This window comes from Cellulosimicrobium cellulans (assembly GCF_042723955.1).
GTDB classification, from domain to species: Bacteria; Actinomycetota; Actinomycetes; order Actinomycetales; family Cellulomonadaceae; genus Cellulosimicrobium; species Cellulosimicrobium cellulans_H.
Genome location: NZ_JBHXIC010000115.1, coordinates 1 through 10808 on the forward strand (window position 1 = coordinate 1; position 10808 = coordinate 10808).

The following is a 10808-nucleotide window of genomic DNA, read 5'->3' on the forward strand; positions in this document are numbered from 1 at the left end:
GGCGCGCGCCCCCCCCCCGCCCCCCGCGCCCCCCCCCCCAGGGGCCCGCGGGCGCCCCCGGGGCCCCGCCCGGCCCCGCCGCCGGGGGCGCGGGGCCTTCCTGTTCCCGCCGCCCGACCAGGTGTCGACCCGGCACCACCCGACCAGGACCACCGGAGGAGTGACGACCATGGAGCTGACCGTCGCGCGCGTCGGCAAGGCGCACGGACTGCGTGGCGAGGTCGCGCTCGACCTGCGCACCGACGATCCCGAGGAGCGCCTCGCCGTGGGCGAGCGCCTGGAGACGCGGCCCGCGACGGCGGGACCGCTCACGGTCGGGACCGTGCGGGTGCACCAGGGGCGGTGGCTCGTCGGCTTCGAGGGCGTCCGCGACCGCACCGCCGCGGAGGCCCTGCGCGGCGTCGAGCTCGTGGTCGAGGTCGACGCGTCCGACGAGGAGGACGCGTGGTACCCGCACGAGCTCGTCGGGCTGCGCGCGGAGGACCCGGACGGTCGGCCGCTCGGACGCATCGACGGCCTCGAGCACCTGCCCGCGCACGACGTCCTCGTCCTGCGCGAGACCGGGGGCGCCCGCACGCTCGTCCCGTTCGTCCGGCAGATCGTCCCGCTCGTCGACGTGGCCGGCGGCCGGGTCGTGCTCGACCCGCCGGGCGGACTGCTCGCGTCGGACGCGGACCGGCTCGAGGTCGCGACCCCGGACGGCGGCGACACGTCGGGCTCCGCCGCGAGCGAGCCGGACGACCCGCGCGACGGCGAGGCCTGACCGTGCGCATCGACGTCGTCACGATCTTCCCCGACTACCTCGCCGCGCTGGACCTGTCGCTCGTGGGCAAGGCGCGCACCGCGGGGATCCTCGACCTGCGCGTCCACGACCTGCGGGACTGGACGACGGACCGGCACCGCACCGTGGACGACACGCCGTTCGGCGGCGGGGCGGGCATGGTCATGCGCCCCGACGTGTGGGGCCGCGCGATCGACGACGTGGCAGGCCTCTCGGCCGGGACGCCGGACGGGGACGGGGCCAGGGCCGGCGCCGTGCACCTGGTCGTGCCGACGCCGTCGGGCGAGACCTTCACGCAGCGCACGGCGGAGGCGCTCGCGACCGAGGAGCACCTCGTCGTCGCCTGCGGGCGCTACGAGGGGATCGACGCGCGCGTCGCCGAGCACTACCGGTCGGCCGGGATGCGGGTCAGCGAGCTGTCGATCGGGGACTACGTCCTCAACGGGGGAGAGGTCGCCGCGCTCGTCATGGTCGAGGCGGTCGGGAGGCTGCTGCCGGGCGTCGTGGGCAATCCCGAGTCGCTCGTCGAGGAGTCGCACGGTGCCGCGGGCCTGCTCGAGTACCCCGTGTACACGAAGCCGCCGGCGTGGGACGACCTCGAGGTGCCCGACGTGCTGCTCTCGGGCCACCACGCGCGCATCCACCGCTGGCGCCGCGACCAGGCCCTGCGCCGGACCGCCGCGCGGCGGCCGGACATGGTCCGCGCGCTCGACGTCGACACGCTCGACCGGCACGACCTGGAGGTCCTCGCCGAGGCCGGGTGGTCCGTCGTCGACGGCCGCCTCGACCGCGCCGGGCACGACGTCTCCTGACCCTCCGCGGCGCGCCCGGGGTCGGGCGCCGGGTCCGGGCTGCGGCCGGGCACCGGCATGTGGCAGAATGGTCGACCGGTGTGTGCCGCCCCGGAACCTCTGCCACAGGGGAGCCCGCGCCCGGATCCTCGGGCGGACTGGCACGACGGGTCGACGACTGCGAGGTGGTCGACCGTCCGCGCGCAGCACGGCACACCCCACCGACAGACGACGACGGCCCGGCGTGCCCGGGCCACGAGCACGCGTCCGACCTGTGGCGGACGAGGAGAAGCACCATGCACACGCTGGACAGCGTCGACGCAGCATCGCTGCGCAGCGACGTCCCGGAGTTCCGCCCCGGCGACACGCTCAAGGTCAACGTCAAGGTCGTCGAGGGCAACCGCTCCCGCGTCCAGGCGTTCCAGGGCGTCGTCATCGCTCGTCAGGGCAGCGGCGTCCGCGAGACGTTCACGGTCCGCAAGATCAGCTTCGGCGTGGGTGTCGAGCGCACGTTCCCCGTGCACTCGCCGTCCATCGACTCGGTCGAGGTCGTGACGCGCGGTGACGTGCGTCGCGCCAAGCTGTACTACCTCCGCGCGCTGCGCGGCAAGAAGGCGAAGATCAAGGAGAAGCGCGACACCGCGCCCGCTCGCTGATCGGCTGTCGGCAGGCACTGCCGCTCCGCTCGAACGACGGCGGCCGTCCCCTCGGGGCGGCCGCCGTCGTCGTCCCCGGGCGCACGGTCCGACGGCCGGTCCGTTTCTCGGAAGTCGGCAGGAGGTGGCATTGTGAACGCGTGACCGACAGCGCCCCGCCCCGCGGCCCGCATCCCGACGCCGGCACCGAGCGTGAGGCGCTCGGCCCTCGGGACGACGGGGAGCCCCCGCACGGGCAGCACCTCGCCACGTCCCGGACGGAGCGCCCGGCGCGGAAGTCGTCGCTGCTGCGCGAGACGGCGATCATCGTGGTCAGCGCGCTGGTGCTCTCGCTGCTCATCAAGACGTTCCTGGTGCAGGCGTTCTTCATCCCGAGCGCGTCGATGGAGGACACGCTGGTCGAGGGCGACCGGGTGATGGTGTCCCGGCTCGTGCCGGGCGCGTTCGACGTGCACCGGGGTGACGTCGTGGTGTTCAAGGACCCGGGCGGGTGGTTGCCGCCGCCGGTGCCGCAGGAGGAGAGCCCGGTCTCGGAGGCGGTGCGCGCGGCGCTGACCTTCATCGGTCTGCTGCCGCAGGACACCGGTGAGCACCTGATCAAGCGGGTGATCGGCACGCCGGGTGATCACGTGGTGTGCTGCGACGCGGAGGGTCGGGTGAGCGTCAACGGGGTGTCGATCGACGAGACGTACATCAAGCCCGGCTCGATCCCCAGCCAGGACCCGTTCGACCGGACGGTGCCGGAGGACATGCTGTTCGTCATGGGTGACAACCGGCAGAACTCGGCGGACTCGCGCTACAACACGGGCAAGCCCGGGGGCGGGTTCGTGCCGATGGGCAACGTCGTGGGGACGGCGTTCGTCAAGGTCTGGCCGCTGTCCCACCTGGGCCTGCTGCGCAACCCCGGCGACGTGTTCGCCGACGTGCCCGAGGTGGAGCCGTGACGCTGGACGCGGTCGCTCCTCCCGCCGGCCCGGTGCCGGCCTCGGCGCCGGTCGCGCCCCCCGCCGCCCCGGCGCGCGTGCGTCGTGCCCCTGCGCGGCGCCGCCCGGACCTCCGGCAGGAGCGCGCGATGCTGCGCGACGGCGCCCGGCTCGTCGCCGGCATGGACGAGGTCGGTCGCGGAGCGCTCGCCGGACCGGTCTCGGTGGGCGTCGTGGTCGTCGACCTCGCGACGAAGCCCTGCCCGCCCGGCCTCACCGACTCCAAGCTGCTCACCGCGGCCGCGCGGGAGGCCCTCGTGCCGCTCGCGCGCGCATGGTCCGTCGCCTGGGCCGTCGGCCACGCCGGTCCCGCCGAGATCGACGCGCACGGCATCGTCGGTGCGCTGCGCCTCGCGGGCCGCCGGGCGCTCGCCCAGGTGCGCCGCACGGTCGGCGACGTCGACGCCGTCCTCCTGGACGGCAAGCACGACTGGCTCAGCCGCCCCTCGGCGGTGGACCTCTTCGAGGCGTTCGACCTCGACCCGCACGACGACGAGCGGCTCGTCGACCCGCGGGTGCGCACGCTGGTCAAGGCCGACCTCCAGTGCGCCTCGGTCGCCGCGGCGAGCGTCCTCGCGAAGACGGAGCGCGACGGTCTCATGACCAGCCTCGCGCGGCAGTACCCCGCCTTCGGTTGGGACCAGAACAAGGGCTACGGCGCGGCGGCGCACGTCGAGGCCCTGCGCGAGCACGGCCCGACGCCGCAGCACCGCCGGTCCTGGCGCCTGCCCGAGCGGGGGGACGAGGGTCTCGACACGCCCGCGTACGGGGAGCCGGTGGACGTCCTCGAGCTCGACCCGGACGCCGCCCTGCCCACGAGCTGAGGCGGGCGCCGAGCGCTCGATGGTCCATGATGGAGGCGTGAGCGCCGAAGACCTCGAGAACTACGAGACCGAGATGGAGCTCGCGCTGTACCGCGAGTACCGCGACGTGGTGGGCCTGTTCTCGTACGTGGTGGAGACCGAACGTCGCTTCTACCTGGCGAACCAGGTGGACCTCCAGGTGCGTTCCGCCGCGGGCGAGGTGTACTTCGAGCTGCGGCTCGCCGACGCGTGGGTGTGGGACGTGTACCGGTCGGCACGCTTCGTGAAGTCGGTGCGCGTCGTGACCTTCAAGGACGTCAACGTCGAGGAGCTCGCAAAGGCTGAGCTCCAGCTCTGACCACGGTCCTGGCCGTCCACAGGGCGGCTTCCTGACGGTCCCGTCCACAGGCGGTCGTCGGTCTCTGGCGCCGCATCCTTCCCGTCGCCCACGGTGGGCGACGGAGGTGAGCCCATGGGAGCGAAGGACGCCGTCGGGCGGTACGGGGAGAGGGTGGCCGCGGCCCACCTGGTCGAGGCGGGCTGGACCCTGCTCGACCGCAACTGGCGCGGGACGCGCGGCGAGCTCGACGTCGTCGCGCTCGACGGGGACGTGCTGGTCGCCGTCGAGGTGAAGACGCGTCGTGGCACCGGCTTCGGGCACCCCGCCCAGGCCGTGACGCCCGCGAAGCTCGGTCGCCTGCGTCGGCTCACGGGGGAGTGGCTCGCGACCCACGACGTGCGCGCGCGCTCGGTCCGCATCGACGTCGTCGCCGTGCTCGTCGCGCGCGCGGGTGCCGCGCAGGTGGAGCACCTCGTCGGGGTGAGTGCCTGATGGGCCTCGGCACGACCCGGGCCGTCGCGCTCGTCGGGCTCTCGGGCCATGTCGTCGAGGTGCAGGCGCACCTCGCGGCCTCGGTGCCCGGGTTCGTTCTCGTCGGGCTCCCGGACGCGGCGCTCAGCGAGTCGAGGGACCGCGTGCGCGCGGCCGTCACGTCGTCCGGCATCCCGTGGCCGCAGCGCAAGGTCACGATCAACCTCTCGCCCGCCGCGCTCCCCAAGTCCGGCACGGGATTCGACCTCGCGATCGCGGTCGCGTTGCTCGCCGGCGCGCAGGTCGTCCCGGTGCGCGCCGTGGAGGACGTGGTGCACCTCGGCGAGCTGGGCCTCGACGGCCGCCTCCAGCCCGTGCGCGGCGTCCTGCCCGCGGTGGCGGCGGCCGTCGCGGCCGGGTTCCAGGAGGTCGTCGTGCCTGCGGCCGACGTCGAGGAGGCCCGGCTGGTCCCCGGTGCGCGCGTCGTGGGGGCGACGACCCTCGCGGACGTCGCCCGGCTCCACGGGGCGTCGCTCGACGACCCGGGCGGCGCCGCGTCCCCGGTCGTGGTGCCGCGGCCTGCCGCGGTGCGCCCGCAGCCCGGGGACCTCGCGGACGTCGTGGGTCAGGACGAGGCGCGGCACGCGCTCGAGGTCGCGGCCGCGGGAGGGCACCACCTGCTGCTCGTCGGGGCGCCGGGCGCGGGCAAGACGATGCTCGCGTCGCGGCTGCCCGGGATCCTGCCCGACCTCACGGAGGGCGAGGCCGTCGAGGTGACGGCCGTCCACTCGGTGGCCGGTGTGTTCGATCCCGGGACCGGGCTCGTGCGCCGTCCGCCGTACGAGGACCCGCACCACACGGCCACCCCGGCGGCGATCGTCGGGGGCGGTAGCGGCCTGCCCCGGCCCGGCGCCGCGTCACGCGCCCATCGTGGGGTCCTCTTCCTGGACGAGGCGCCGGAGTTCGGGGCCCGCGTGCTCCAGACCCTGCGCCAGCCGCTCGAGCACGGCGAGCTCGTGATCCACCGGGCCGGCGGGACGGCGCGGTACCCCGCGCGCTTCCAGCTCGTCCTCGCGGCGAACCCGTGCCCGTGCGGCAAGGGCGTCGGCAAGGGGCTCGAGTGCACGTGCTCGCCCGTCGCGCAGCGCCGCTACTTCGGCCGACTCTCCGGTCCGCTCCTCGACCGGGTCGACGTCCAGGTCGAGGTCCGGCCCGTCACCCGGGTCGAGCGGGCGGCCGCCGCGCGGCCGGAGCCGAGCGCCGCGGTCGCGCGGCGCGTCGCCGCCGCCCGGGAGACGGCGGCCACCCGACTCGCCGGCACCCCGTGGCGGGCGAACGCCGAGGTACCCGGCACCTGGCTGCGCGACCGGCTCGGTCCCGACCCGGGCCTCCTGACGGACGTCGACACCGCGCTCGACCGTGGCACCCTGAGCCTGCGCGGAGCCGACCGCGTGCTGCGTCTGGCCTGGACCGTCGCCGACCTCGCCGGGCACGCCGCGCCCACGCGCGCCGACGTCGGGGCCGGGCTCGCGCTTAGGACGCGGGGCTACCGTGGCTGAGCGCCGCGCGGGTCCGACGACACCCGTGCGCCCGACGTTCGACATCACCGACGACCGGCTCGCCCGGGCTGCGTGGTCACGCCTGGCGGAGCCGGGGGACGAGGTCGCGGTCGCGCTCGTCGAGCAGCTCGGGGCCTCGGCAGCGCTCGCCTGGCTCGTCGAGGCGGTGAACGACCCGGCCCGGGCCCGACGGGAGCTCGTCGGGCTCGCGGACGGCGCCGGCGGCGACCGAGAGGGGCTGGACGGGCTGCTCGGGGTGACCGGGATCGGTGCTGCGGTGCCGACCGACGACCCGCGCGCCCCCGTCCGCGACGCACGGGCCGGCCCCGTCGCGCGGCTCCTGCGCGCCGTCGCGCGCTGGGCGCCGCGGCTCGACGGCCTCGACCCGCGCCGCGAGCTCCGCGTGCTGGACCGCCTCGACGGCTCCCTCGTGGTCCCGGACGACCCGGGATGGCCGACGGCCCTCGACGACCTCGGGGCGGTCCGTCCGCTCGCGCTGTGGGTCCGCGGGTCGGACCGCCTGGCGGAGCTCGCCGCGCGGTCCGTCGCGGTGGTGGGGGCGCGCGCCTGCACGGACTACGGGCGCCACGTGACGGGGGAGATCGCCTCGGGACTCGCGGCGCGCGGGTTCACGGTCGTCTCCGGAGGGGCGTACGGCATCGACGCCGCGGCGCACCGCGCCGCGCTGGTGTCGTCCGCCCCGACGGTCGCGTTCCTCGCGGGCGGGGTGGACCGGCTCTACCCGGTCGGCAACACCGAGCTCCTCCGGGCCGTCGTGGGCACCGGCGGCGCCGTGGTGTCGGAGGTCCCGCCGGGCTCCGTGCCCAGCCGGGTCCGCTTCCTCCTGCGCAACCGGCTCATCGCGGCGTTCGCCGGTGCGACCGTGGTCGTGGAGGCGGCCTGGCGCTCCGGGTCGCTGAGCACGGCGGTGCGCGCCGCCGAGCTCTCCCGACCGGTCGGCGCCGTCCCCGGACCCGTGACCTCCATGGCGTCGACCGGCTGCCACCGGCTCCTGCGCGACGGTGCCGCCGTGTGCGTCACCGACGCCGACGAGGTCGCGGAGCTGGCCGGCGCGCTGGCGCGGGACGCGGCGCCGGCGGCCCCGGCCGCGGGGACACGCAGAGCGCCCCGCGACGCCGCGTACGACGGGCTCGACGCCGTCGAGACCCGGACGTGGGACGCCCTGCCGCTGCGCTCGGGCGCACCGACGGACGCGGTCGCCCGGTCGGCCGGGCTCGCCGTCTCGGAGGCCGTCGGTGCCCTCGGGCGGCTCGAGATCCGCGGCCTGGCCGAGCGGACGCCCGGTGGATGGCGGCGCGTGCGCGCGGGGTGAGGAGGCCGGTCGGGCGCGTCACGGCGGCGGCGGGCGGAGGGGACCGCCGGAGCGCCTCCGGCGGTCCTGCGGTTCCGCGCGCGAGACTGAAGGAATGACCCGCTCGACCCGTCCTGACGCAGCCGACGACGCACCGGACGAGGGCCGGGCCGACGCCCTGCCGCCGGCGCTCGACGCGGCGCTCGCGGACTTCGGGACCCATCTCGAGGTCGCACAGGGCTCGTCCGCGCACACGGTGCGCGCGTACACGGGCGACGTCGAGGCGCTGCTGGGCCACGCCGCCCGGCACGGCGCGACGTCGCCGCAGGACGTCGACCTCGCCGCCCTGCGCGCGTGGCTGACCGAGCAGTCCGAGCGCGGGCTGGCCCGCGCGACGCTCGCACGGCGCGGCGCCGCCGCGCGGGCGTTCTTCGACTGGGCGCGCCGGACCGGTCGCGTCACGGCGGACCCCGCCGCACGGCTCGCGAGCCCGCGCGTCCCGCGCACCCTGCCGACCGTGCTCACGGCCGACGCCGCGGGACGGATGCTCGACGCCGCCCGGGAGGCGGCGGCCGAGGGCGAGCCGGCCCGGTTGCGCGAGTGGGCGGCCGCCGAGCTGCTGTACGGGGCCGGGATCCGGGTGGGCGAGCTCGCGGGGATCGACGTGGACGACGTGGACCTGTCGCAGCGGGTCGTCCGGGTGCTCGGCAAGGGGGACAAGGAGCGCGTCGTGCCGTTCGGCGTACCGGCGGCTCGGGCCGTGACCCGCTGGCTGGACACGGGCCGTCCGGCGCTCGTCACGGAGCGGTCGGGCGCGGCACTCCTCGTCGGGGACCGGGGTGGTCGGTGGGGGCAGCGGCAGGTGCGCGACGTCGTGCACCGCCTCGCGCTCACTGCCGGGGTCGACGACGTCGCCCCGCACGACCTGCGGCACAGCGCCGCGACGCACCTCCTCGCCGGCGGGTCGGACCTGCGCAGCGTGCAGGAGATCCTCGGGCACTCGTCGCTCGCGACGACGCAGCGCTACACCCACGTGACGGCCGAGCGGCTGCGCAGCTCGTTCGAGCAGGCCTTCCCGCGCGCCTGACCCCCGGGCCGCCGTCGTCCGGTCACGGCTCCCCGAGCGGGAGCAGCACGATCGGGGGCTGCTCGCCGAGCAGCGCGAGCGGGTCGACGTAACGCTCGCCCCGCCGGACGCCCCAGTGCACGCAGGCGCCCGCGCAGTGGCTCGCGACGGCCGCGCCGTCGGAGCCCTGCACGGTCCCGACGACGTCCCCCGCGGCGACGCGCGTCCCCCGAGGTGCCGTGCCGGTGACCGGCTCGAGCGACGTGCGCAGTCCGTCGTCGTGCATGACGACGACCACGTCGCGGCCCGCGACGGGCCCGGCGAACGTGACGACCCCGGCGGCCGGTGCCAGGACGGGCTCCCCGGCGGTGGCGGCGAGGTCGACGCCGCGGTGACCGGGCAGCCAATCCTGCACCGGCGGGTCGAACGGCGCGAGCACGCCGAGCGTCTCGAGCGCGCGGTCGAGCGGTGGCGCCCAGCCGGGGGACGCGACTGAGGCGGCCGCGGGACCCCCGCCCGGCGCGGCGGTCGCCGCCGGGGCGAGGACGAGCAGGAGCGCGGACATCGCGAGGGCGACCGCACGTGGTCGGTTCGTCGCAGGGGTACCGTCGAGAGCCATCGCGCCAGGGTGCCCGACGGGGCCCGCATCGGGCGGCCGGGCGCTGCGGCCTGTGGACGACGGGCCCCCGGCGGTGCCCCGGACCGGCGGCTGTGGTCGGCGCTGCCGTCGGGTAGACTTGCCGCTGCGACCGGCGCGTTCGCCGTGCCCGGCCCGAGGTGATCACCTTGGCCGAGGACGGAGCCGGTCGACTTCGCGCGTCACGTCCCCGCCCATCCTCCCGGCTCTGCCGGTCCGGGCGGGGCCGCGTCCGGCGTCGGTCCTGCCCGCACCTGCTCGAACGGTGCGTCGCAGGCGTCGGCACGGGTGGCGCCAGGGGTGCGACCACCAGGGTCGTCACCGACAACCGCACCGCGGTCCGTCCCACGGGAGGGGCCGCCAGAAGCGTGCGCGCACCGGGTGGATCCCGGGCCGCACGGCGAAAGGACGTGTCATGGCCGTCGTGACCATGCGCCAGCTCCTCGAGAGCGGTGTCCACTTCGGGCACCAGACCCGCCGTTGGAACCCGAAGATGAAGCGCTTCATCTTCACCGAGCGCAACGGCATCTACATCGTCGACCTCCAGCAGTCGCTGTCGTACATCGACCGCGCGTACGAGTTCGTCAAGGAGACCGTCGCGCACGGCGGCTCCATCCTGTTCGTCGGCACCAAGAAGCAGGCCCAGGAGCCCGTGGCCGAGCAGGCCGCGCGTGTCGGCATGCCCTACGTGAACCACCGCTGGCTCGGCGGCATGCTCACCAACTTCACCACGGTGCACAAGCGTCTCCAGCGCCTCAAGGAGCTCGAGGAGATCGACTTCGACGACGTCGCGGGCTCCGGCCTGACCAAGAAGGAGCTCCTCGTCCTGCGTCGCGAGAAGGACAAGCTCGCCCGCACGCTCGGCGGCATCCGCGACATGGCGAAGGTCCCCTCCGCCGTGTGGATCGTCGACACGAACAAGGAGCACCTCGCGGTCGACGAGGCGCGCAAGCTCAACATCCCGATCGTCGCGATCCTCGACACCAACTGCGACCCCGACGTCGTGGACTACAAGATCCCGGGCAACGACGACGCCATCCGCTCCGTCACGCTGCTCACCCGCGTGATCGCGGACGCCGCCGCCGAGGGTCTGCTCCAGCGTCACTCCGGCCGCTCGGGCGCCGAGGCCGAGGCGGGCGCCGAGGCCGAGCCGCTCGCCGAGTGGGAGCGTGAGCTCCTCGCCGGTGCCGAGAAGCAGCTCGAGGCCGACGAGACCGCCGCCGAGGCGAACGTCGAGGCCGCTGCGGCCGAGGGCGTCGCCGAGGCTGCTGCCGAGGTCGCCGCCGAGGAGCCGGGCGACGCCACCGCCGAGGTCGTCGAGGAGGCCGCCGCCGAGGCTGCCGTCGTCGCCGACGCCGAGGCCGTGGTCGCCGACGCCGAGGCCGACGAGACCAAGTGACGTCCCGGGG

At 76.0% G+C, this 10808-nt stretch carries 12 protein-coding genes; 11 read left to right on the forward strand and 1 reads right to left on the reverse strand.

Going from position 1 to position 10808, the window contains the following annotated elements; all coding sequences use genetic code 11:
* Nucleotides 1–169 precede the first annotated feature (169 nt).
* The 10 genes from rimM to ACFWH7_RS19480 all read left to right on the forward strand — a co-directional run bounded on the left by rimM (nt 170) and on the right by ACFWH7_RS19480 (nt 8783).
* On the forward strand, nt 170–763 hold the full coding sequence (gene rimM, locus ACFWH7_RS19435) for a ribosome maturation factor RimM (RefSeq protein WP_378219048.1): 594 nt from the start codon (nt 170–172) through the stop codon (nt 761–763).
* 2 nt (nt 764–765) lie between these two features.
* Nucleotides 766–1593 carry a tRNA (guanosine(37)-N1)-methyltransferase TrmD gene (trmD, locus tag ACFWH7_RS19440; RefSeq protein ID WP_378219050.1) on the forward strand — a complete coding sequence of 276 codons (828 nt, stop codon included), beginning with the start codon at nt 766–768 and terminating at the stop codon, nt 1591–1593.
* 275 nt (nt 1594–1868) lie between these two features.
* The gene (gene rplS / locus ACFWH7_RS19445) at nt 1869–2228 is read left to right on the forward strand and encodes a 50S ribosomal protein L19 (RefSeq protein WP_047232651.1); all 360 of its coding nucleotides are present in this window, start codon (nt 1869–1871) and stop codon (nt 2226–2228) included.
* Nucleotides 2229–2368: 140 nt separating this feature from the next.
* A complete protein-coding gene (lepB, locus tag ACFWH7_RS19450; protein ID WP_378219053.1) occupies nt 2369–3172 on the forward strand; it encodes a signal peptidase I in 804 nt (267 codons plus the stop codon).
* Nucleotides 3173–3300: 128 nt separating this feature from the next.
* On the forward strand, nt 3301–4035 hold the full coding sequence (locus ACFWH7_RS19455) for a ribonuclease HII (protein WP_141390355.1): 735 nt from the start codon (nt 3301–3303) through the stop codon (nt 4033–4035).
* Nucleotides 4036–4072: 37 nt separating this feature from the next.
* Entirely contained in the window at nt 4073–4372 is a 300-nt protein-coding gene (locus ACFWH7_RS19460; RefSeq protein WP_024840525.1) for a DUF2469 domain-containing protein, read from the forward strand.
* 114 nt (nt 4373–4486) lie between these two features.
* Nucleotides 4487–4846 carry a YraN family protein gene (locus ACFWH7_RS19465; RefSeq protein WP_047232652.1) on the forward strand — a complete coding sequence of 120 codons (360 nt, stop codon included), beginning with the start codon at nt 4487–4489 and terminating at the stop codon, nt 4844–4846.
* Nucleotides 4846–6384: a YifB family Mg chelatase-like AAA ATPase gene (locus ACFWH7_RS19470; protein ID WP_378219055.1), complete on the forward strand. Its 1539-nt coding sequence runs from the start codon at nt 4846–4848 to the stop codon at nt 6382–6384. Before ACFWH7_RS19465 ends, ACFWH7_RS19470 begins: the two co-directional genes overlap by 1 nt.
* Nucleotides 6377–7717, forward strand: coding sequence for a DNA-processing protein DprA (gene dprA / locus ACFWH7_RS19475; RefSeq protein WP_378219057.1), 1341 nt, complete (start codon nt 6377–6379; stop codon nt 7715–7717). Before ACFWH7_RS19470 ends, dprA begins: the two co-directional genes overlap by 8 nt.
* Nucleotides 7718–7811: 94 nt before the next feature.
* Entirely contained in the window at nt 7812–8783 is a 972-nt protein-coding gene (locus tag ACFWH7_RS19480) for a tyrosine recombinase XerC (protein ID WP_378219060.1), read from the forward strand.
* A 22-nt stretch (nt 8784–8805) separates the two neighbouring features.
* Here the strand turns inward: ACFWH7_RS19480 and ACFWH7_RS19485 are convergent, their stop codons facing one another.
* A complete protein-coding gene (locus ACFWH7_RS19485) occupies nt 8806–9381 on the reverse strand; it encodes a M23 family metallopeptidase (RefSeq protein WP_378219062.1) in 576 nt (191 codons plus the stop codon).
* A gap of 433 nt (nt 9382–9814) precedes the next feature.
* Here ACFWH7_RS19485 and rpsB point away from each other — a divergent pair, with 433 nt between their 5' ends.
* Nucleotides 9815–10798, forward strand: coding sequence for a 30S ribosomal protein S2 (gene rpsB, locus ACFWH7_RS19490; protein WP_047232656.1), 984 nt, complete (start codon nt 9815–9817; stop codon nt 10796–10798).
* Nucleotides 10799–10808: the final 10 nt, after the last annotated feature.

What these genes read in the sequence shown, in the direction of transcription:
- ACFWH7_RS19455 (WP_141390355.1), top strand. Translation starts at nt 3,301, where the DNA reads ATGCTGCGCGACGGCGCCCGGCTCGTCGCCGGCATGGACGAGGTCGGT.
- ACFWH7_RS19465 (WP_047232652.1), top strand. Translation starts at nt 4,487, where the DNA reads ATGGGAGCGAAGGACGCCGTCGGGCGGTACGGGGAGAGGGTGGCCGCG.
- ACFWH7_RS19485 (WP_378219062.1), bottom strand. Translation starts at nt 9,381, where the DNA reads ATGGCTCTCGACGGTACCCCTGCGACGAACCGACCACGTGCGGTCGCC.
- rpsB (WP_047232656.1), top strand. Translation starts at nt 9,815, where the DNA reads ATGGCCGTCGTGACCATGCGCCAGCTCCTCGAGAGCGGTGTCCACTTC.
- ACFWH7_RS19470 (WP_378219055.1), top strand. Translation starts at nt 4,846, where the DNA reads ATGGGCCTCGGCACGACCCGGGCCGTCGCGCTCGTCGGGCTCTCGGGC.
- rimM (WP_378219048.1), top strand. Translation starts at nt 170, where the DNA reads ATGGAGCTGACCGTCGCGCGCGTCGGCAAGGCGCACGGACTGCGTGGC.
- rplS (WP_047232651.1), top strand. Translation starts at nt 1,869, where the DNA reads ATGCACACGCTGGACAGCGTCGACGCAGCATCGCTGCGCAGCGACGTC.
- ACFWH7_RS19480 (WP_378219060.1), top strand. Translation starts at nt 7,812, where the DNA reads ATGACCCGCTCGACCCGTCCTGACGCAGCCGACGACGCACCGGACGAG.